Annotated in this window: 21 protein-coding genes; 6 read left to right on the forward strand and 15 right to left on the reverse strand. The window is 68.0% G+C overall.

The window, feature by feature from the left end; all coding sequences use genetic code 11:
- Positions 1–10: 10 nt before the first annotated feature.
- Positions 11–940 (forward strand): RNA polymerase sigma factor SigJ, encoded by a 930-nt coding sequence (sigJ, locus tag NY1_RS15375; RefSeq protein ID WP_067712926.1) that lies wholly within the window; start codon positions 11–13, stop codon positions 938–940.
- 33 nt (positions 941–973) lie between these two features.
- Here sigJ and NY1_RS15380 read toward each other — a convergent pair whose 3' ends face one another.
- From NY1_RS15380 to NY1_RS15410, 7 genes are read right to left on the reverse strand one after another with little or no spacing between them, the layout of a single operon-like run.
- Positions 974–1,411 (reverse strand): metal-sulfur cluster assembly factor, encoded by a 438-nt coding sequence (locus NY1_RS15380; protein WP_067712929.1) that lies wholly within the window; start codon positions 1,409–1,411, stop codon positions 974–976.
- A gap of 3 nt (positions 1,412–1,414) precedes the next feature.
- Positions 1,415–1,888: a Fe-S cluster assembly sulfur transfer protein SufU gene (gene sufU, locus NY1_RS15385; RefSeq protein WP_067712931.1), complete on the reverse strand. Its 474-nt coding sequence runs from the start codon at positions 1,886–1,888 to the stop codon at positions 1,415–1,417.
- Positions 1,889–1,891: 3 nt separating this feature from the next.
- Positions 1,892–3,145 (reverse strand): cysteine desulfurase, encoded by a 1,254-nt coding sequence (locus NY1_RS15390; RefSeq protein WP_067712934.1) that lies wholly within the window; start codon positions 3,143–3,145, stop codon positions 1,892–1,894.
- A 2-nt stretch (positions 3,146–3,147) separates the two neighbouring features.
- Positions 3,148–3,921 (reverse strand): Fe-S cluster assembly ATPase SufC, encoded by a 774-nt coding sequence (sufC, locus tag NY1_RS15395; RefSeq protein ID WP_067712937.1) that lies wholly within the window; start codon positions 3,919–3,921, stop codon positions 3,148–3,150.
- A 37-nt stretch (positions 3,922–3,958) separates the two neighbouring features.
- Positions 3,959–5,137, reverse strand: a complete 1,179-nt coding sequence (sufD, locus tag NY1_RS15400; protein ID WP_067712940.1) for a Fe-S cluster assembly protein SufD — start codon at positions 5,135–5,137, stop codon at positions 3,959–3,961.
- Entirely contained in the window at positions 5,137–6,573 is a 1,437-nt protein-coding gene (gene sufB / locus NY1_RS15405; RefSeq protein ID WP_067712943.1) for a Fe-S cluster assembly protein SufB, read from the reverse strand. The genes sufD and sufB overlap by 1 nt, the downstream gene beginning before the upstream one ends.
- Positions 6,570–7,424, reverse strand: coding sequence for a helix-turn-helix transcriptional regulator (locus NY1_RS15410; protein WP_084534993.1), 855 nt, complete (start codon positions 7,422–7,424; stop codon positions 6,570–6,572). The genes sufB and NY1_RS15410 overlap by 4 nt, the downstream gene beginning before the upstream one ends.
- A gap of 120 nt (positions 7,425–7,544) precedes the next feature.
- On the opposite strand from NY1_RS15410, the gene NY1_RS15415 reads away from it, so the two are divergent.
- Positions 7,545–8,387: an NAD(P)H-binding protein gene (locus tag NY1_RS15415; RefSeq protein WP_218028360.1), complete on the forward strand. Its 843-nt coding sequence runs from the start codon at positions 7,545–7,547 to the stop codon at positions 8,385–8,387.
- 25 nt (positions 8,388–8,412) lie between these two features.
- Here the strand turns inward: NY1_RS15415 and NY1_RS15420 are convergent, their stop codons facing one another.
- The 6 genes from NY1_RS15420 to NY1_RS15445 form a co-directional block, all read right to left on the reverse strand.
- Positions 8,413–8,982, reverse strand: a complete 570-nt coding sequence (locus NY1_RS15420; protein WP_067712948.1) for a peptide deformylase — start codon at positions 8,980–8,982, stop codon at positions 8,413–8,415.
- An 86-nt stretch (positions 8,983–9,068) separates the two neighbouring features.
- Complete coding sequence (locus tag NY1_RS15425; protein ID WP_067712952.1) at positions 9,069–10,088, reverse strand: zinc-dependent alcohol dehydrogenase; 1,020 nt, start codon at positions 10,086–10,088, stop codon at positions 9,069–9,071.
- A 41-nt stretch (positions 10,089–10,129) separates the two neighbouring features.
- The gene (locus NY1_RS15430) at positions 10,130–10,723 is read right to left on the reverse strand and encodes a TetR/AcrR family transcriptional regulator (protein ID WP_067712955.1); all 594 of its coding nucleotides are present in this window, start codon (positions 10,721–10,723) and stop codon (positions 10,130–10,132) included.
- A 125-nt stretch (positions 10,724–10,848) separates the two neighbouring features.
- A complete protein-coding gene (locus NY1_RS15435) occupies positions 10,849–11,244 on the reverse strand; it encodes a DUF302 domain-containing protein (protein WP_067712957.1) in 396 nt (131 codons plus the stop codon).
- 23 nt (positions 11,245–11,267) lie between these two features.
- On the reverse strand, positions 11,268–11,537 hold the full coding sequence (locus NY1_RS15440) for a metal-sensitive transcriptional regulator (protein WP_067712960.1): 270 nt from the start codon (positions 11,535–11,537) through the stop codon (positions 11,268–11,270).
- Between the two features lie 99 nt (positions 11,538–11,636).
- On the reverse strand, positions 11,637–13,805 hold the full coding sequence (locus tag NY1_RS15445; protein ID WP_439956012.1) for an MMPL family transporter: 2,169 nt from the start codon (positions 13,803–13,805) through the stop codon (positions 11,637–11,639).
- Between the two features lie 153 nt (positions 13,806–13,958).
- Here NY1_RS15445 and mptB point away from each other — a divergent pair, with 153 nt between their 5' ends.
- From mptB to NY1_RS15465, 4 genes are all read left to right on the forward strand, one after another.
- Positions 13,959–15,641 (forward strand): polyprenol phosphomannose-dependent alpha 1,6 mannosyltransferase MptB, encoded by a 1,683-nt coding sequence (mptB, locus tag NY1_RS15450; protein WP_067712964.1) that lies wholly within the window; start codon positions 13,959–13,961, stop codon positions 15,639–15,641.
- On the forward strand, positions 15,638–16,570 hold the full coding sequence (locus NY1_RS15455; protein WP_067712967.1) for an ABC transporter ATP-binding protein: 933 nt from the start codon (positions 15,638–15,640) through the stop codon (positions 16,568–16,570). Before mptB ends, NY1_RS15455 begins: the two co-directional genes overlap by 4 nt.
- A complete protein-coding gene (locus NY1_RS15460) occupies positions 16,567–17,349 on the forward strand; it encodes an ABC transporter permease (RefSeq protein ID WP_067712970.1) in 783 nt (260 codons plus the stop codon). The genes NY1_RS15455 and NY1_RS15460 overlap by 4 nt, the downstream gene beginning before the upstream one ends.
- A gap of 64 nt (positions 17,350–17,413) precedes the next feature.
- Positions 17,414–18,388 (forward strand): COX15/CtaA family protein, encoded by a 975-nt coding sequence (locus tag NY1_RS15465; protein ID WP_439956013.1) that lies wholly within the window; start codon positions 17,414–17,416, stop codon positions 18,386–18,388.
- 56 nt (positions 18,389–18,444) lie between these two features.
- Here NY1_RS15465 and NY1_RS15470 read toward each other — a convergent pair whose 3' ends face one another.
- Both NY1_RS15470 and NY1_RS15475 read right to left on the reverse strand, forming a co-directional pair.
- The gene (locus tag NY1_RS15470; protein ID WP_067713576.1) at positions 18,445–19,320 is read right to left on the reverse strand and encodes a class I SAM-dependent methyltransferase; all 876 of its coding nucleotides are present in this window, start codon (positions 19,318–19,320) and stop codon (positions 18,445–18,447) included.
- A gap of 8 nt (positions 19,321–19,328) precedes the next feature.
- Complete coding sequence (locus NY1_RS15475) at positions 19,329–19,646, reverse strand: hypothetical protein (RefSeq protein WP_067712976.1); 318 nt, start codon at positions 19,644–19,646, stop codon at positions 19,329–19,331.
- Between the last annotated feature and the right edge of the window lie 187 nt (positions 19,647–19,833).

A 19,833-nucleotide genomic window follows, 5' to 3' on the forward strand; every position in this document is an offset into this window, starting at 1 on the left:
AGGAGAACCGATGACCGAGAGCACTGTCCCCGAAGCGACCGAGATCTTCGCCGCGCATCGCGAGCTGTTGTTCTCCATCGTCTACAACATGCTCGGCGGCGTCGCCGACACCGAGGACGTGCTGCAGGACACCTGGCTGGCCTGGGTGGGCCGCAATCGGGCCGGCGCCGAGGAGATCGCCAATTCCCGCGCCTATCTGGTGCGGATCGCGGTGAACAACGCGCTCGCGCGGCGGGCTCAGGAATCTCGCCGCCGCGAAACCTACGTCGGCCCTTGGCTACCCGAGCCGCTGGTCACCGATCTTCCCGAGGTCCGCGACAGCGCCGACGCCGTGGAACCCACCTTGCGCGCGGAATCGGTCTCGATGGCAATGCTGGTGGTCATGGAGACGCTGACGCCGCTCGAGCGCGTGGTGTTCGTGCTGCACGATGTATTCGGCTATCCGCACGCCGAGATCGGCGAGATCCTCTCGCGCGACGCCGCGGCCGTGCGCCAGGTGGCGCACCGCGCGCGTTCGCACGTGCACGCGCGCCGCCCGCGCTTTCAGGCCGATCCGCGTGCGCAGCGGGCCATTACCGAGAAATTCCTTGCGGCGCAGCTCGGCGGGGATGTCACCGCGCTGCTGGAGCTGCTCGCACCCGATGCCACCTTCTGGTCGGACGGCGGCGGCAAGTCCCGAGCGGCGCTGCGTCCGATCCACGGGGCGGACAAGATCATTCGGCTGGTCACCAGCCCGGGCATTTCCGCCGGTGTGCCGGATATGGGGGTCCACTACCGCTGGGTCAACGGCGATCCGTCGGCGGTCATCATGTCCGGCGGTTCGCCGTACGTCGTGGTCGTCCTGGATATCGATCCGGAAACCGAGCGGATCCGGGGTATCTATGCGGTCCGCAACCCGGACAAGCTGACCCATATCGATCTCGGTGCGGGGCAGCGGTAGTCGCTGCCCCGCACCTGATCACGCGGCGATCGGCTAAACGGTGAAGCCGAGGGCGCGCAGCTGCTCGCGGCCGTCTTCGGTGATCTTGTCCGGGCCCCACGGCGGCATCCAGACCCAGTTGATCTGCAGGTCCTCGACCAAGCCGCTGCGGACCAGGGCGTTGCGCGACTGGTCTTCGATGACGTCGGTCAGGGGGCAGGCCGGGGAGGTGAGGGTCATGTCGAGCTTGGCGATATTGTCCTCGACCTTGAGGCCGTAGACGAGGCCCAGGTCGACGACATTGATGCCGAGTTCGGGGTCGACGACGTCGCGCATGGCCTCTTCGAGGTCGGCCAGGAAGGCGATCTCCTCGGGGCTCAGGTCGGCTTCCGGGTCGGCCGTATCCGTCTGCGACGCAACGGCTTCCGCCTGCGGTGCGACGGCTTCGGTCTGCGGCTCGGTGGCCGGGGTCTGCTGTTCGGTGTCGCTCATTCTCTACTCCCCGTTGCCCATGGTCTTCTTGGCCTCTTCTTCGGCGGTGATCCGCACGACGGCGTCCTTGAACGCCATCCAGCCCAGCAGGGCGCATTTCACGCGCGCCGGATACTTCGAGACGCCGGCGAAGGCGATGCCGTCGCCGATCAGGTCTTCGTCGCCTTCGACGGTGCCGCGGCTGGTGATCATCTCGTCGAACGCCTCGACCACCTTCATGGCCTGCTGCAGCGGCAGGCCGATGACCTGGTCGGTGAGCACCGAGGTGGACGCCTGGCTGATCGAGCAGCCCTGCCCGTCGTAGGACACGTCGGTCACGTCGCCATTGTCGTCGAGTTGTACGCGCAGCGTCACCTCGTCACCGCAGGTGGGGTTGACGTGGTGCACTTCCGCACCGAACGGCTCGCGGAGGCCGCGGTGGTGCGGGTGCTTGTAGTGGTCCAGGATGACTTCCTGGTACATCTGCTCCATGCGCATGGTCTATGCAACTCCGAAGAAGCTCTGGGCCTTCCGCACCGCGGCGATCAGCGCGTCCACCTCGTCGAGGGTGTTGTAGACGGCGAAGGAGGCGCGGGCGGTGGCGGCCACGCCGAACTTGCGATGCAGCGGCCAGGCGCAGTGGTGGCCGACGCGGATGGCGACGCCCTCGTCGTCCAGGATCTGGCCGACGTCGTGGGCGTGGATGCCGTCCACCACGAAAGCGACCGCGCCGCCGCGGTTCACATTGTCGGTCGGGCCGACGATGCGCACGCCGTTGAGCTTGCTCAGCCCATCCAGGGCCGCGCTCACCAGCGTGTGCTCGTGCGCCGCAACGGCTTCCATGCCGATCTCTTCGAGATACCGCACGGCCGCGCCGAGTCCGACCACCTGCGAGGTCATCGGCACGCCGGCCTCGAACCGCTGCGGCGGGGCCGCGAAGGTGGAGTGGTCCATGAACACGGTCTCGATCATGGAGCCGCCGGTGATGAACGGCGGGGTCTGCTCGAGCAGCGCGTAGCGGCCGTACAGCACGCCGACGCCGGAGGGGCCGAGCATCTTGTGGCCGGAGAAGGCGGCGAAGTCGACGCCCAGCTCCCGGAAGTTCACCGGCATATGCGGCACCGACTGGCAGGCGTCGAGCACGACCAGCGCGCCGACTTCCTTTGCCCGCCGGACCAATTCGGTCACGGGGGCGATCGCACCGGTCACGTTGGACTGGTGGGTGAACGCCACCACCTTCGTCGCGGGCGACAGTTCGAGCGAGTCCAGGTCGATGCGGCCGTCGTCGGTGATGCCGTACCACTTGAGGGTCGCGCCGGTGCGCCGCGCCAGCTCCTGCCACGGCACCAGGTTCGCGTGGTGCTCGAGCTCGGTGATGACGATCTCGTCGCCCGGGCCGACGTGGAAGGGGAACCGGTCGTCGGCGAAGGCGTAGGTGACCAGGTTCAGCGATTCGGTCGCGTTCTTGGTGAACACGATCTCGTCGGCGCTCACGCCCACGAAGCGGGCGATATCGGCGCGGGCGCCCTCGTAGGCGTCGGTGGCCTCTTCGGCCAGCTGGTGAGCACCACGGTGCACCGCCGCATTGCGCTGGATCAGGAAGTCGCGTTCAGCATCCAGCACCTCCATGGGCCGCTGTGCGGTGGCGCCGGAATCCAAGTAGACCAAGGGTTTTCCGTCGCGCACCGTGCGGCTGAGGATCGGGAAGTCGGCGCGGATGCGGGCGACGTCCAGAGCGGGCACCGTGGTGGTCATATCTAGGCTCCTACAGCTGCAGAAGTGAAGCGCACGTATCCATTCGAGTCGAGTTCTTCGGCGAGTTCGGCGCCGCCCTCGGCCACGATCCGGCCGCCCACGAAGACGTGGACGAAGTCCGGCTGGATGTAACGCAGGATGCGGGTGTAATGGGTGATCAGCAGGATGCCGCCGGTCTCCCGCTCCTTGTAACGATTCACGCCCTCGGAAACAATCCGCAGCGCGTCCACGTCGAGGCCGGAGTCGGTCTCGTCCAGGATGGCGATCTTCGGCTTGAGCAGGCTGAGCTGCAGGATCTCCTGGCGCTTCTTCTCGCCGCCGGAGAAGCCCTCGTTGACGGAGCGGTCGCCGAAGGCCGGATCGATCTCCAGCTCGGCCATGTTCTCCTTGACTTCCTTCACCCAGGTGCGCAGCTTGGGGGCTTCGCCGCGGATGGCGGTGGCGGCGGTGCGCAGGAAGTTCGAGACCGAGACGCCGGGAACCTCGACCGGGTACTGCATGGCCAGGAACAGGCCGGCGCGGGCGCGCTCGTCGACCGACATCTCCAGCACGTCCTCACCGTCGAGGGTGATGGAGCCCTGGGTGACGGTGTACTTGGGGTGCCCGGCGATGGCGTAGGACAGGGTCGACTTGCCGGAACCGTTGGGGCCCATGATCGCGTGGGTCTCACCCGACTTGATGGTCAGGTTCACGCCCTTGAGGATCTTGATGGGCTCGCCGGTCTCGTCCGGGTTGGCGACCTCGACGTGCAGGTCCTTGATTTCCAGGGTGGTCATCGAATTCGAATTCCTTTGCGGGGAGGGGAAGTTGGTGTCAGACGCCGACAGCGGCGAGTTCGGCTTCGATGGCCGCCTCGAGCCGCTCCCGGACCTCCGGGACGGTGATCTTCTGCAGGATCTCGAAGAAGAAGCCGCGCACGACCAGGCGCCGCGCCACCTCCTCCGGGATGCCGCGCGAGCGCAGGTAGAACAGCTGCTCGTCGTCGAAACGACCGGTCGCGGAAGCGTGTCCGGCGCCGACGATCTCGCCGGTCTCGATCTCCAGGTTGGGCACCGAGTCGGCGCGGGCGCCGTCGGTGAGCACCAGGTTGCGGTTCACCTCGTAGGTGTCGGTGCCTTCGGCCGCGGCGCGGATGAGCACGTCGCCGACCCACACGGTGTGCGCGTCCGGCTTGTCCGAGGTCGGATCGCCCTGCAGCGCACCCTTGTACTGCACGTTGGACTTGCAGTTGGGCTGCGAGTGATCGACCAGCAGGCGCTGTTCGAAGAACTGGCCGTCGTCGGCGAAGTACACGCCGAGCAGTTCGGCGTCGCCGCCGGGACCCGCGTAGCGGACGTTGCCGACCAGGCGCACCAGGTCGCCGCCGAGGGTGACGTTGGTGTGGCGCAGGGTGGCGTCGCGGCCCAGCTTGGCGTGGTGCGCGGTGACGTGCACGGCGTCGTCGGCCCAGTCCTGGACGGCGATGACATTGAGCGCGGCGCTGTCGCCGAGGATGAATTCGACGTTCTCGCCGTAGGTGCCGCTGCCGCGCTGGTCGACGACCACGGTGGCGCGGGCGAAGTTGCCCAGGCGGATCTGCAGGTGCCCGTAGGCGGTCTTGCCCTCCCCCGGACCGGTGATGGTCACGGTAACCGGCTCGGCCACTTCGGTTTCCGCGCCGACGGTCACGATGGTCGCCTGCTCGAAGCCCGAGTACGCCTGCGCCGCAACGCGATCGGTCGGGGTGCCGCCCTCGCCCAGGCGGGCGTCGGTGCGGTCCACGGTCTCGACCGTCACACCGGCCGGCGCGACCGCATCGACGGTCGCCTGGCCGTCACGCACGGCGGTGCCGTCGTGCAGGCCGTTGAGCCGCCGCATCGGGGTGAAGCGCCAGGCTTCATCCCGACCCGACGGGATTTCGAAGGCGTTGACATCGAACGAAGCGAAAACCTCGCCCTTGTTCAACGCCGGGGTGCGAGCCTCGGCGGCCTCGGCAACGTTCTCCACGGCCATCAGCCGACGGCTCCTTCCATCTGCAGTTCGATCAGGCGGTTCAGTTCCAGGGCGTACTCCATCGGGAGCTCCTTGGCGATCGGCTCCACGAAGCCGCGCACCACCATCGCCATGGCCTCGTCCTCGGTCAGGCCGCGGGACATGAGGTAGAACAGCTGGTCCTCGGACACCTTCGACACGGTGGCCTCGTGACCCATGGTCACGTCGTCCTCGCGGATGTCGACGTAGGGGTAGGTGTCGGAGCGGGAGATGTTGTCCACCAGCAGCGCATCGCACTTCACGGTCGACTTCGAGCCGTACGCGCCCTTGTTCACCTGCACCAGGCCGCGGTAGGAGGCCCGGCCGCCGCCGCGCGCCACCGACTTGGAGATGATGTTGGAGGAGGTGTTCGGCGCCAGGTGCAGCATCTTCGCACCGGTGTCCTGGTGCTGGCCCGCACCGGCGAACGCGATCGAGAGCACCTCGCCCTTGGCGTGCTCACCGGTCATCCACACGGCCGGGTACTTCATGGTGACCTTGGAGCCGATATTGCCGTCGACCCATTCCATGGTCGCGCCCGCCTCGGCCTTGGCCCGCTTGGTGACCAGGTTGTAGACGTTGTTCGACCAGTTCTGAATGGTGGTGTACCGGCAGCGGCCACCCTTCTTCACGATGATCTCCACGACCGCGGAGTGCAGCGAGTCCGAGCTGTAGATCGGCGCGGTACAACCCTCGACGTAGTGCACGTAGGCGTCCTCGTCGACGATGATCAGCGTCCGCTCGAACTGACCCATGTTCTCGGTGTTGATGCGGAAGTACGCCTGCAGCGGGATGTCCACGTGCACGCCCGGCGGCACGTAGATGAACGAACCACCCGACCACACAGCCGAATTCAGCGCGGAGAACTTGTTGTCACCGGACGGGATGACCGAGCCGAAGTACTGCTGGAACAGCTCCGGGTGCTCCTTGAGACCGGTGTCGGTGTCGAGGAAGATGACGCCCTGCTTCTCCAGGTCCTCGCGGATGGAGTGGTAGACGACCTCGGACTCGTACTGCGCGGCGACACCGGCGACCAGGCGCTGCTTCTCCGCCTCCGGGATGCCGAGCTTGTCGTAGGTGTTCTTGATGTCCTCGGGCAGCTCTTCCCAGGAAGCGGCCTGCTTCTCCGAGGAGCGCACGAAGTACTTGATGTTGTCGAAGTCGATGCCCTCGAGGTTGGAACCCCAGTTCGGCATGGGCTTCTTGTCGAAGATGCGCAGGGCCTTGAGCCGGAAGTCGAGCATCCATTCGGGCTCGCTCTTCTTGGCCGAGATGTCGCGGACGACCTCCTCGGACAGACCGCGCTTGGCACTGGCACCGGCGACATCCTTGTCGGCCCAGCCGTACCCGTAATTACCCAGGGAAGCGATGGTCTCTTCCTGGGTCAGCGGCTGCGCCTGGTCGGTGGTCGTCGTCATTCGGCACTCCTTCCGGAGTCGTGTGTAGAAGTCGTTGCGGGCTGGGCAACGGGGTTTTCTGCGGTATTCGGTTCGGCGGTATTCGATTCCGATGCCACGGTGGGCATGGGCAACAGCAGCGGCACGTGCGTGGTGCACGCGCAGTCGCCATTGGCGATGGTGGCCAGGCGCTGGACGTGCGTCCCGAGAATCTCGCGGAACGCTTCCAGCTCGGCCGCGCACAGCTCCGGAAATTCCTCGGCCACATGCGACACCGGGCAGTGATGCTGGCAGATCTGCACGCCCGCACCGACTTTCCGGGTGGAAGCGGCGAACCCGGCATCGGTGAACGCTTCCGCGAGCTCCTCCGCCTTGGCCTCGGTCGCCTCCGGGGTGTGCCGGCCCAGCCGGTCCACTCCGGCCACGATCGCGCCGACCCGCTTGCGGGCGAATTCGACGATGGCCTTGTCGCCGCCGATCTCGCGGAGCTGTCGCATGGCGGCACCGGCGAGGTCATCGTAGGCGTGGCTCAATTTGCCCCGGCCGGTAGCCGTCAGCTGGAACTGCTTGGCCGGTCGGCCGCGGCCCTTCTGCTGCCACGGGGCCGAGCGGGCGGCACGCGCCTCCCCCGACTCCAGCAGCGCGTCCAGATGCCGTCGCACGCCCGCCGGACTCAGGCCGAGCCGCTCGCCGATGGCGGTCGCGGTGATCGGTCCTTCCTCCAGCAGTAGTTTGATGACGGCCTCGCGGGTGTGCCCTTCGCCCGCCGGCGCGGGCACGACAACAGCCCGGGCGCCCTTCCGGCGCCCGGTGCCTGCTTCCGCATTCCGCAAACCCACGGTTTTCACAACACAAGTGTGACGGAATTCCATTCCGCGTTCCAGTAAGGGTTCCCTGACCTATCTCGCGCGACCAGCGGCGATGGGCGCGGGTGTGACCTGTCACACTCTCGATCCGGAATTTCCGCTGCTCACCGCGAGGTTGCGCGGTTGGTGAGCAGAATTCTGGTGACCGGTGCGACCGGGAACGTCGGGCGTCGAGTAGCGGAACGGCTCGCCGCCGGAGGCAGCGTCGTGCGCGCGGTGGTTCGTGATCCGGGGCGGGCGGGGTTGCCGGCCGCGGTGGAGGTCGTGGCCGGAGATCTGGCGGCGCCCGAATCCCTGACGACCGCGCTGGCCGATGTCGATACCGTGTTCCTGATCTGGCCGTTCCACTCCTCCGACGGCGCGAAGCAGCTGCTCGAGGTCCTGGCCGGAGCCGTGCGGCGGGTGGTCTATCTGTCGTCCTCGACGGTGAATGACGCGGGGCCGCAATCGGATCCGATTCCGGAACGGCATGCCGAACTGGAGGGCCTGCTGGAGGCGTCGGGTCTGGCGTGGACGGTCTTGCGCGCCGACACCATCGCATCCAATGCCCTGGCCTGGGCCGGGCAGATCCGCGAGACCGGGGTGGTGCGCACGACGGATGTGGCGCCGACCGCGGTGATCCACGAGGACGATATCGCCGCCGTGGCGGCCCGGGTGCTCGCCGACGACGCGCACACGGGCCGGAAATACGTCCTGACCGGCCCCCGCGTGGTCGGTCGCGCCGATCAGGTGCAGGCCATCGCGGCGGCGATCGACCGCCCGCTGCGCTTCGAGCCGCTACCGCTCGACATCGCCCGAGCGAATATGACCACTGCCGGACTACCTGCGGACCTCATCGAATCCTTGCTGGCGATGGCCGAATTCCGCCCCCGCTCGGACCTGATCACCACCACGGTCGAGGACCTCACCGGCACGCCCGCCCGCGATATCCGGGATTGGGCGGTCGAACACGCCGCCCGCTTCCGGTAACCCCGCAGTTGCGCCGGGACGCCGATCAGCCGTGGAACGGATCGGCGTCCTGCCCCGGCAGCCAGGATCGGCCCGGCTCGGTCCACCCATTGGCCTTGATCATCTTCTTGGCCGCGCGCTGATTACGTCCGATCAGCCGGTCCAGATACAGATGCCCGAGCAGATGATCGGTCTCGTGCTGCAGGCAGCGCGCCAGATACCCGGTCCCTTCGACCGACACCGGCTCGCCGTGGACGTCCACCCCGGTCACCTTCGCCCAGTCGGCGCGCCCGGTCGGAAACCACTCCCCCGGCACCGACAGGCAGCCTTCGTCGTTCGTGTCGGGATCCGGCATGGTCTCCGGAATCTCCGACGTCTCGAGCACCGGATTGACGACATACCCCCGCCGCCGCTCCTTGTCCTGCACCAGGTCGTACACGAACACCGCCCGCGGATCACCGACCTGATTCGCCGCCAGCCCCGCACCCCGCGCGGCGGTATTGGTTTCGAACAAATCCTCGACGAAAGCCGCGAGCTCGGCGTCGAATTCGGTGACCGGAACCGCCGGAGTGGACAGTCGGGGATCACCTGCGATCAGAATCGGACGGACAGCCATTCGACACAGAATAGAGAACGCCCGCGCCGCTCAATGCGTGTGGTTGGCTAGGTAGCGGCCGAGGTGGTCCAGGGCCACGCGATACGTCAGCGGACGGCGATGAGTTTGAGTGGGGCGTCCAGGAGGGCGTCTAGGGAATCGGACCAGGGGACGGTGCGGGTGGTGACGGGGGTGGGGTCGAAGCGGCCGGCGGCTACCAGGGCGAGGACTTCGGGGATGACGGGGCGGACGTGGGCGCGGCCGGTGTGGAAAGTGCAGCAGCGCGAATACATTCCGAGGAGGGGGAGGGAGACGTCCTGGGCTTGGACGCTGACGCTGGTGCACCAGCCGTCGTTGGCGGTGGCATTGATGGCTGCTACCAGTGCTTTTCGGCCGCCGGCGGCTTCTACGACGATGGGGAATCGGCCTGCTCGGGTGTCGGAGGGGCCTTCCAGCGCTTCGGCGCCGAGTTGTGCGGCGAGTTTCAGGCGGTCCGGGTCGGTGTCGAGGTAGACGGTGCGGGACGCGCCCAGGGCGACGGCCAGGCCGGCGGCGTAGAGGCCGATGGACGAGGCGGCGGGGCCGCCGAGAATCAGGACTTCCGCGCCCGGATTATCGGCTAGTTGGGGCGCTACGGCGCGATAGGCGTCGGGGATATTGTCGCTGGCGCTGGCGACCGCTACCGGATCCACGCCTGCGGGCACCGGGACCAGCATGGCGTCGGCGTGCGGGATGCGCACCAGATCGGCCCAGAGACCGCCCCATTCGAGCCCGCCCATCGCACCCAGGCCGTAGGTGGACATGAACGGGTGCGAGGTGCAGTTTCCGGTGCGGCCGCGCAGGCAGGCGGGGCAGTCGCCGCAGGAGATCTGGAAGGGGACGACCACGCGATCGCCGGGGACCACCGTGCGGACGTCCGCACCTACCGCGACCACTTCGCCCACGCCCTCGTGGCCGAACGGGTAGGGGCCTTGCAGGGGGAACCGGCCTTGCAGGACAGCGGGATCGAGGTCGCAGGTGGCGACGGCGATCGGGCGGACCAGGGCCTGGCCGGGGCCGTCGAGGACCGGTTCGGGACCGTCTTCCCAATGCAGGGCGCCGGGTCCGTCGAGGATGAGTCGCTTCATGCTTCGAGCGTCGCTAGAACGTTCTTTCCAGGCAACCCACCCTAGGGTGAATTCACTTCGGCGGCACCGGCTTCCGCGAAGCTCATGCGGATCAGCCGGGCCATGGCGGCCGCGACTATCTGCAATGGCTCGTCCGAGCGCCGCACCCGGGCCAGAATGGTCGCCCCTTCGTAGGCGGCGACCACCGTGGTCGCCAGTTCGCGCGCCTCCCCCTCCGGTAACCCCATCTCCCCCAGCAGATTCGTGAATCCCTCCGACATGGCCTCGAACGCCGACACGCAGGCCGCGCGCACCCGGTCCACATCGCTGCCGCCGTCCAGGGCGGGCGTACCCACCGGACACCCTTCGCTCCAGTCCGATCCGGCCAGTTTGGCGGCCATGAAATCGAACAGCGTTGCGGTGGTGCCGAACACATCCCCCGGCGCCTGACTGATCATGCGCCCCACCAGGACTCCGGTCCCGGCCACCGCCGATACCGCGATCTCCTCCTTGCCGCCGGGAAAGTGGTGGTAGATCGACCCGTACGGCAAACCCGCTGCCTCGCTGAGCTTCTTCAAGCCGAAGCCGTGATAACCGTGCCGAGCCAGCAACCCGGCGGCGGCCACCTCAATTCGACGCTTTGACTCCGAAACCATCCATCCAGCGTATGGGCGAGGTCCGACACCGGCAGGGCGAATGAGCTGTGACCTGGGCGGGAGCAGGTTTCAAAGTGATTGCACGCTATGCAATTCCGCAGTGCGTGCCGTGCCGGATGCCGGACTCAGCCCAGCGCCGAGATGGCGGCGCGCAGCCGCGCGGTGGCATCGTCGGCGATGGCGCGCAGGGCCGGGTCCTCCCCCGCCACCTGCACCATCAGTTCCGGGTTCATGGCTTCGACCAGCACGCCGCCGCCCGAACGATCCGCGCGCACAACCACATTGCACGGTAGCAGCAGCCCGATCTGCCGGTTCGCCTCCAATGCCGCGTGCGCCAGCGGCGGATTACAGGCTCCGAGAATCAGGTACTCCTCGAGCTCCACCCCGAGTTTGGCCCGCATGGTGGCGGTCACGTCGATCTCGGTGAGCACGCCGAAACCTTGTTCGGACAGGGCTTTCCGGGTGCGTTCGACGGCATCGGCGAAATCGGTGGGCAGGGTGGTGGAGAGCGCGAGGGTCATGGATAGGTCCTTCGATCCAGCGCTCAGGCGAGCGCGAGGAAGAGTTTTTCGAGTTCTTCGACCGAGAGCGGTTCGGCGCCGTCGCCCTGGCCACCGGACACGCATTCGCGCAGATTGGTGGCGACGATCTTGAAACCGGCGCGGTCGAGCGCCTTGGACACAGCGGCGAGCTGGGTGACCACGTCCTTGCAATCGCGGTCCGCCTCGATCATGGCGATCACGCCCGCGAGCTGACCGTGCGCGCGGCGCAACCGGTTCAATACGAGCGCCTTGCTTTCTGCATCGCCGGCCATGAGATTTCCTTTCCCGAGGATCAGTCACCTTCGACTATACCCCCGGGGGTATATGAGGGGGTGTGCCGGGCCCGAGATCTCCGGCACACCCCCCGCTTCTCAGTGCGAGAAGCTGATGTCCGGCAGCACTTTCGCCAGCCAGCGCGGCGACCACCACGCGGCGTGTCCGGTCAGGCGCAACAGCACCGGCAGCAGCACCAGCCGGACCAGCACGGCATCCAGCAGCACCGCCACACCGAGCACGATGCCCATTTCCTTGGGCGGCAACGGTTCCACGAAGGCGAAGGTGAAGAACACCGCCACCATGACCGCCGCGGCGGCCGCGATCACCCGCCCGGAATGGGCCAGCCCGTCCACGTGCGCGACGGCCGGATCACCCGAGCGCTCGTAGTGTTCCTTGGCCGTGGCCAGCAGGAACACCGTGTAGTCCATGGCGATGGCGAAGATCATGGCGAAGAAGAACACGGGCCCCCACCCGTCCAGGAAGCCCTGCGGGGTGAAGCCGAGCAGGCTCGCCCCGTGCCCGTCCTGGAAGATCAGCTTGGCGACGCCGAACGCGGCGGCGGTGGACAGCAGGCTCACGCCCGCGCCCAGCAGTGCGATCAGCGGGGCGCGCAGCGCGATCAGCAACAGCAGGAAGCCGAGCACCAGGATGATGCCGACGACCAGCGGCAGGTAATCGTTCAATGCCTGTTGCAGGTCGAGGTTCTCGGCCACCGCGCCGCCCACCAGGGCATCGGCGGGCAGGGCCGCGCGCAGGCCGTCGACGAGCGCTCCCATGCCGGGATCGGAGGGATCGGCTGCCGGGATGGCTTGCACCAGTACGAAATCGGCGCCGTCGGCAGCCGGCTGCGGCGGCAGGACCGCGGCGATGCCGGGTTGTGCGGCGGCGATCCGCACGGTCTCGGCGGCGTGCGCACCCGGTGCGACGAGTTGCAGGGTGCCCGGCGCGCCGGGCCCGAATGCCTGTTGCACCAAGGCGTATCCCTGACGCACGGGCGCGTCCTCGGACACCACCTGGATCGAGGGCATGGCGACCTTCAATCCCAGCGCGGGGACGGCCAGTCCGATCAGCACGAGCAGCGCGCCGAGTGCGAAGGGCCACGGATGCCGGTGCAGCAGTTCACCCCAGCGGGCGAACAGCGGCGAACGATGCTGCTGCCGAGCGGTATACGGCAGCGATCCGGCATTGACCCGCCGCCCCAATCGGCCGAGTGCCGCGGGCAGCAGGGTGAGCGTGGCCGCCAGCACGAACGCGACCGCGAACATGATGCCGATCGCGGTGGTCCGGACCGCCGGCGCGGGCACCACCAGCACCGCCGACAGACTGACCAGCACGGTCAGGCCCGACAGCACAACCGCTTTGCCCGCCGTTCCCATGGTCACCGCCACGGCGGTGCGCGGCGTGACGTTCCCGTCCCGCACCGCGTCCCGGAATCGCGAGACGATGAACAGCGCGTAGTCGATGCCGAGGGCGAGCGCGAACATCATGGCGAAGTTCATGGCCCACAGCGAGATCGGCGTGACCTGGTTCAGCAGGGCCAGCCCGCCCGCCGAAGCGATCAGCCCGGTCAGGGTGAGCAGAAGGGGCAGCCCCGCCGCCACCAGCGAACCGAACGCCAGCACCATGATGGCCAGCGTCACCGGCCAGGAGAACATCTCCGCCTTGAGCATGGCGTCGTGGTTGGCCTGGTTGAAGTCGCTCCACAGCGCGGACGCGCCGGTCGGATAGACCTCGACGCCGTCCCCGGACAACCCGGTCAGCCGCGATTTCACGGCGTCTACGGCGGCCACCATCTCATCGGTGGTGCCGTTCGCGCCCGCGATGAGAATGCCGGTGTGCCCGTCCGGGCTGATGGTCATCCCGGGTTGCGGCGGCACCACCGACCCGAATCGCGCGTCGCCGCCGAGGATTCCGGTGATCTCCCCGATCACGGCGCGCACCGGGGCGCTGTCCACGCTCGCACCGGGGGAATGCACGACGATCTGCACCGCCGCGGCGGAGTTGCCGCCGAAATGCTGTTGCGCGACCTCGCGGGCCCGGACCGATTCCGACCCGTCGGCCTGCCATCCGGCCCCGGCCAGCGAGGTCATGGCGGCGGGCGCGGCCATACCGAGCGCGACGGTGAGGACCAGCCACAAGCCGAACACCCAGCGGGAGCGGTCGACCATGAGCGCACCGAGACGGCCCAGCGCACCGCCGGGTAGCTGCCCGGTTCCCGAAACGGGTGGGGAGGCATCGGCGATGCCCGTTGCTGTACTTCGCATCCGAGTTCCTTTCATACCCCCCGGGGTATACGACAGAAATACCCCCGGGGGTATTTGCGAAGATACCCCCGGGGGTATCAAGACCGCAATGCCGCTCCCCCACGCCCGGCCGAACGCCGATTCCGCGCCCCCGCCCGACTAGGCTTCGCGAATGTGGCGGTAGTGGACGGCGCGCGGCGCACAGTGATCGAGATCGGACGCCGGGCCCTCGGCCTGGACGTGCGGCCGTCCGACCACACCGTCGAAGTGCTGCACAGCGTCGACGGCGAGGTGCCGGGCCTCGACCGGCGGGAAACCCTGCAGCTGACCCGGATCCGGCTGCTCGGGGCCACCGGCGCGGTCATCATGGCGGTGGCGGCGCTGGGCGTGGGCGCACAGCCGGTGCATCAGAATCCGACGTCCGGACTGCGGGTGCTCGGATTCTTCGCCCGGGCGCACACCTCGACGCTGGCCATGTGCATGATCGGCACCGTCCTGGTGGTGATGGCCTGGCTGCTGCTGGGCCGCTTCGCGGTCGGCGGCTGGGGCGGCAATCCGGTCCACCGGCTGACCAGGTCGCAGCTGGATCGCACGCTGCTGCTGTGGATCATTCCGCTCAGCATCGCGCCGCCCATGTTCTCCAACGACGTGTACTCGTACCTGGCGCAGAGCGAGATCGCCGCGCGCGGGCTCGACCCGTACGAGGTGGGTCCGGCCGACGGGCTCGGGCTCAACAATGTGCTGACCAACAACGTGCCGAACATCTGGCGCGAGACCCCCGCGCCGTATGGGCCGCTGTTCCTGTGGATGGGCAAGGGCATCGCCATCGTCACCGGGGACAACATCATCGCCGGGGTATGGCTGCACCGCCTGCTGGCGCTGGCCGGTGTCGCCCTGATCGTGTGGGCGCTGCCGCGGCTGTCCCGGCGCTGCGGCGTCGCGCCGGTGAGCGCGCTGTGGCTGGGCGCGGCCAATCCGCTCGTCCTGTTCCACCTGGTCGGCGGCGTGCACAATGACGCGCTCATGCTCGGGCTCATGCTGGCGGGCCTGGAGTTCTGCCTGCGCGCGGTCGAGGACACCCATCCGTTCGATCGGAATGCCTGGGCGCTGTTGATTTTCGGGACCGTGGTGATCACCATGTCGTCCTCCATCAAGGTCACCTCCTTGATCGCGCTCGGCTTCGTGACCATGGCGCTGGCGCGGCGCTGGCGCGGCGGATTCAAACAGGTGCTCGTGGCCGGTTCCCTGCTCGGGGCGATAGCGCTGGCCACCACGCTGTTCATCAGCTACGCCAGCGGGCTCGGCTTCGGCTGGATCCACACCCTCGGCGTCGCCGGGGCGGTGCGCAGCTGGATGTCGCTGCCCACCGCGATCGGCGTGGTCACCGGATTCGGCGGCGTGCTACTCGGTTTGGGCGATCACACCACCGCGCTGCTGTCCATCACCCGGCCCATCGCGGGCACCATCGCCGGCTTCATCACCGTCCGCATGCTGGTGGCCACCTGGACCGGGCGCCTGCATCCCGTTGGCGCACTGGGCGTATCGCTGGGCGCGATCGTGCTGCTGTTCCCGGTGGTGCAGCCCTGGTATCTGCTGTGGGCCATCGTGCCGCTGGCGGCCTGGGCCAACCGACCGGCGTTCCGTGTTCCCGCCGTGGCCTTCTCGGCGGTGGTGAGCGTGATCCTGATGCCGCGCGGCGCCGACTTCTACGTTTTCCAGATCGTCGAATCCGCGGTCGCGGTGGTCATCGTGAGTCTGCTGCTGATCTTCCTCACCCGGAATGTGCTGCCGTGGCGCAATCAGCCGGGGGTGTCGGCTCCGTCACAGCGGCCCACGCCTTACGGTGTCTCTTCGTGACCGCAGCCTCCGGACCCGCCGTTGTCGTCGACGGCGTCGTGAAACGCTACGGCGAGACCACCGCGGTCGACGGCATCAGCTTCGAGCTCGAACGCGCACAGGTGCTGGCACTGCTCGGGCCCAACGGCGCGGGCAAGACCACCACCACCGAAATGTGCGAGGGCTTCGTGCGCCCCGATGCCGGCACCGTGCGGGTGCTCGGCCTGGACCCGATCGCCGATTCCGATCGGCTGCGCCCGCGCATCGGCGTCATGCTGCAGGGCGGCGGCGCGTACCCCGGATCCAAGGCCGGGGAGATGCTGGATCTGGTCGCCTCGTATTCGGCCGACCCGCTCGATCCGGCGTGGCTGCTCGACATCCTCGGTCTCAAGGACGCCCGCAAGACCCCGTACCGGCGCTTGTCCGGTGGGCAGCAGCAGCGGCTCGCGCTGGCCTGCGCGCTGGTCGGGCGGCCCGAGATCGTGTTCCTGGACGAGCCGACCGCCGGATTGGACGCGCAGGCACGGCATCTGGTGTGGGAGCTGATCGATTCGCTGCGCCGCGACGGGGTCAGCGTGCTGCTCACCACCCATCTCATGGACGAGGCCGAACAGCTCGCCGACCAGCTGGTCATCATCGACCACGGGCAGGTCGTCGCGCAGGGCACGCCCAGTGAGGTGACCTCGCACGGTGCGGAGGGGCGGCTGGCGTTCACCGCTCCCCCGAAACTCGACCTGGCCCTGCTGGAAGCCGCACTGCCGGAAGGGTTCACCCCGCGCGAGACCGCGCCCGGCTCCTACCTGCTGCAGGGCGACATCACCCCGCAGGTGCTGGCCACCATGACCGCGTGGTGCGCGCGAATCGACGTGCTGCCCACCGATATTCGCATCGACCAGCGCCGCCTGGAAGACGTCTTCCTCGAACTCACCGGCAAGGAGCTGCGGGGATGACCGCCACCGCCGATCGATTCGCGCCCGGGACCTTCACGCCCGCGCCGCGGCCGACCACCCGCGCCCGCATGCTGGCGGCGCAGACCCGCATGGAACTGATCCTGTTGCTGCGCAACGGGGAACAGTTGCTGCTCACCATGTTCATTCCGATCACGCTGCTGGTGGGGCTGACGCTGCTGCCGCTGAACGGGCTCGGGGATCACCGCGTGGACCGGGTGGTGCCGGCCGTCATGATGGTGGCGATCATGTCCACGGCGTTCACCGGTCAGGCCATCGCCGTCGGGTTCGACCGGCGCTACGGGGCGCTGAAACGCCTTGGCGCGACGCCGCTTCCGCGCTGGGGCATCGTGGCCGGTAAGTGCTTCGCCGTCCTCATCGTGGTGGTCCTGCAGTCGATTCTGCTCGGCGGCATCGGCGTCGCGCTGGGCTGGCGGCCGTCGCTCACCGGCCTGTTGCTGGGCGCGGTCGTGATCGCGCTCGGCACCGCCACGTTCGGCGCGCTGGGTCTGCTGCTCGGCGGCACCCTCAAGGCCGAGATCGTCCTCGCACTGGCGAACATCCTCTGGTTCGTCATGCTCGGCACCGCCAGCCTCGTCCTCATGTCCGACGACATCCCGTCTGCGGTCAGCCTCGTCGCACGAATCATCCCCTCCGGCGCACTGTCGGAATGCCTGGAACAGGCCATGCGCAACAGCGTCGACTGGTACGGCCTCGCGGTCCTCGCCGCCTGGGGCGGCATCAGCGGCTGGCTCGCCACCCGCTTCTTCCGTTTCGACTGAGATCCACGACATTCGGTAGTAGGCCGGGTGACGGGGCGATATGCCGTCCCGCTACCATCGTCGGGTGCTAACTCGCGCCTTTCAGCGATTCGCGGATCTGTTCCCGATGCCCTCGCTCCGGGTTCAGCGACTCCTCGCCCTGCTGGTCCTGATCACCCAGGCCGGAATCTCGGTGACCGGAGCCATTGTTCGCGTCACCGCCTCCGGACTCGGCTGCCCGACCTGGCCGCAGTGCTTCCCGGGCAGCTTCACGCCGACCGCCGTGGCCGAGGTGCCGGCGATCCATCAGGCGGTCGAGTTCAGCAATCGCATGCTCACCTTCCTGGTCACGCTCGCCGCCGCCGCGGTGGTGATCGCGGTGACGCGGGCGCGGCGCCGGCGCGAGGTGCAGATCTACGCCTGGCTGATGCCGGGCGGCACCGTCCTGCAGGCCTGCATCGGCGGCATCACCGTGCTGTCGGGTCTGCTGTGGTGGACGGTCGCCATCCATCTGCTGGCATCGATGTTGATGGTCTGGCTCGCCGCGGTGCTGTGGAGCAAGACCGCCGAACCCGATGACGGCGTGCAGACCACCCAGGCTCCCAAGCCGTTGCGCATCCTCACCGCCCTGAGCGCCGTCGCCATGTCCGCCACTTTGGTCGCGGGCACGCTGGTCACGGGCGCGGGCCCGCATGCCGGCGACAAGAGCCTCGAGCGTCCGGTGCAGCGCCTCGAAGTCGAGATCGTCCCGCTGGTGCATCTGCATGCGGAACTGCTCGTCGCCTACCTGTCGCTGCTCGTCGGTCTCGCGTTCGGGCTTGCGGCGGTGGGCATGTCGAAGACCATCCGCACCCGCCTCATCGTGGTCATCGCCCTGGTGTGCTCGCAGGCGATGGTCGGCATCATCCAGTACTTCACCGACGTCCCGGCCGCGCTGGTGGCGATTCACGTGGGTGGCGCGGCGGCCTGTGTCGCGGCGACCGCCTACCTGTGGGCGGCCCTGCGCACCCGTGAACCGCTGCCCGCGCAGGTGGCGGAGCCGGTCGGCCAGTCCGCCTGACCGACCAGCCTTTCTCGATCACCCACCCGGACAAGCCGTCCGGTATGCGCTGAAGGTCAATTGCGGTCGGCGACGACGCAGTGGCCCAGGGCGAGGAATTCCCGGCGGCGGATGGTCATGCCGAGCAATTCGGCGATCGACAGCAGATCCTGATCGTCGGTGATCACGAAGCCGCGATCGCCCAGCAGGTCCCGCCATTGCTCGGGACGCCAGGTCGAGCGTTGCGGCTCGTGCTGCAGCGGATTGCCGCGCCGGGCCAGAGTCAGCATGGCCTGCAAGGCTTTCCGGCCGAACGAGGCGGTGCGCGACGGGGTCGAATAGGTGATGACGAACCGGCTGCCCGGCGCACACCGGCGAGCCACCAGGTCCACGGTGGCGGCCACCTGTTCGGGAGTCAGGTAGGGCACCACGCCTTCCCACACCCAGGTGGTCGGCCGGTTCGCGTCGTGACCGGCAGCCTCCAGCAGATCCGAGAGCGAATCGCGCGCGAAGTCCACCGCCACGAAACGCACGGTCGCCGCTTCCGGTTTCAGTTCGCCCAATCGCGCCCGCTTGTCCTGTTGCGAGGCGGGCTGATCGACCTCGAATACCTCGGTTCGCGCCAATTCCGGCATCCGCCAGGCGCGCGCGTCCAGACCGGCGCCGAGAATCACCAATTGCGGATTCGCGGCTTCCCGAATCGCGTCGTCGATGAACACCGTGCGCGTGGTCATCACATCGGCGGTGGAGGCGAGCAGTTCCAATTCCATGCTTTCGCCGAACCCGTGCGCGCGTTCACCGTTACGCACGCGTTCGACGGGGGTTCGCTCGGCCGCATCCAGCAATTCGATGGCGATGGGATCGGCGAACCGGCCCACCGCCAGCCGCCCATCGGCGACGGCTCGACCCTGACACACCAGTACTGCCGTGCGACTCGCCCGGTACTCGGTCATATCGATCATTATGCGACGTGCACCGGATGACCCGACGGATCCGGCGCGCGCTCGAGCATGCGCAGCGACAGCCGCAGCACGACTTCACGCAGGTCCAGGCCGAGTTGCTCGGCGTGCACGGCGGCCAGTTCCAGCCCCAGCTCCGCGGCCGCCGTGACCGGATCGCTGAGCGTCTCGTCGAGAATCATTGCGCCGATCGCCTGTTCGCGGGTGAGTTCCCGATCGTCCAGCCAGGTGACCAGCCAGCGGTCGCCGCCGGGAATTCGGATCGCGAATTCGGGAGTGCGGTCGCTGGTTATGAGATCGTCGGTCGATTGGAGTGCCATTGTCTTCCCCCTCCACCATTGGTGACGTAATTCGACCGTACGAGCGCGCCGCGCAATGATCAATCGAATTGCCTGCGTTCCCCGGCTATTTGCCTGCGCGTTTCGATCGGCCGCTCACATCGTCAGAGATCATGGGATGTCTGGTGGCATAACGTGATACGAACTAGGCTCGAATGGCACACCCTGG

This window comes from Nocardia yamanashiensis NBRC 100130, from assembly GCF_001613325.1.
Taxonomy (GTDB): domain Bacteria; phylum Actinomycetota; class Actinomycetes; order Mycobacteriales; family Mycobacteriaceae; genus Nocardia; species Nocardia yamanashiensis.

Bases quoted from the DNA above. Each gene is read 5' to 3' on its own strand.
- NY1_RS15425 (WP_067712952.1), bottom strand. From the start codon at position 10,088: ATGAAGCGACTCATCCTCGACGGACCCGGCGCCCTGCATTGGGAAGAC.
- NY1_RS15475 (WP_067712976.1), bottom strand. From the start codon at position 19,646: ATGGCACTCCAATCGACCGACGATCTCATAACCAGCGACCGCACTCCC.
- sufU (WP_067712931.1), bottom strand. From the start codon at position 1,888: ATGCGCATGGAGCAGATGTACCAGGAAGTCATCCTGGACCACTACAAG.
- NY1_RS15390 (WP_067712934.1), bottom strand. From the start codon at position 3,145: ATGACCACCACGGTGCCCGCTCTGGACGTCGCCCGCATCCGCGCCGAC.
- NY1_RS15445 (WP_439956012.1), bottom strand. From the start codon at position 13,805: ATGCGAAGTACAGCAACGGGCATCGCCGATGCCTCCCCACCCGTTTCG.
- sufD (WP_067712940.1), bottom strand. From the start codon at position 5,137: ATGGCCGTGGAGAACGTTGCCGAGGCCGCCGAGGCTCGCACCCCGGCG.
- NY1_RS15420 (WP_067712948.1), bottom strand. From the start codon at position 8,982: ATGGCTGTCCGTCCGATTCTGATCGCAGGTGATCCCCGACTGTCCACT.
- NY1_RS15435 (WP_067712957.1), bottom strand. From the start codon at position 11,244: ATGACCCTCGCGCTCTCCACCACCCTGCCCACCGATTTCGCCGATGCC.
- NY1_RS15430 (WP_067712955.1), bottom strand. From the start codon at position 10,723: ATGGTTTCGGAGTCAAAGCGTCGAATTGAGGTGGCCGCCGCCGGGTTG.
- NY1_RS15440 (WP_067712960.1), bottom strand. From the start codon at position 11,537: ATGGCCGGCGATGCAGAAAGCAAGGCGCTCGTATTGAACCGGTTGCGC.
- sigJ (WP_067712926.1), top strand. From the start codon at position 11: ATGACCGAGAGCACTGTCCCCGAAGCGACCGAGATCTTCGCCGCGCAT.
- NY1_RS15380 (WP_067712929.1), bottom strand. From the start codon at position 1,411: ATGAGCGACACCGAACAGCAGACCCCGGCCACCGAGCCGCAGACCGAA.
- sufB (WP_067712943.1), bottom strand. From the start codon at position 6,573: ATGACGACGACCACCGACCAGGCGCAGCCGCTGACCCAGGAAGAGACC.
- NY1_RS15460 (WP_067712970.1), top strand. From the start codon at position 16,567: ATGACCGCCACCGCCGATCGATTCGCGCCCGGGACCTTCACGCCCGCG.
- NY1_RS15470 (WP_067713576.1), bottom strand. From the start codon at position 19,320: ATGACCGAGTACCGGGCGAGTCGCACGGCAGTACTGGTGTGTCAGGGT.
- NY1_RS15410 (WP_084534993.1), bottom strand. From the start codon at position 7,424: ATGGAATTCCGTCACACTTGTGTTGTGAAAACCGTGGGTTTGCGGAAT.
- sufC (WP_067712937.1), bottom strand. From the start codon at position 3,921: ATGACCACCCTGGAAATCAAGGACCTGCACGTCGAGGTCGCCAACCCG.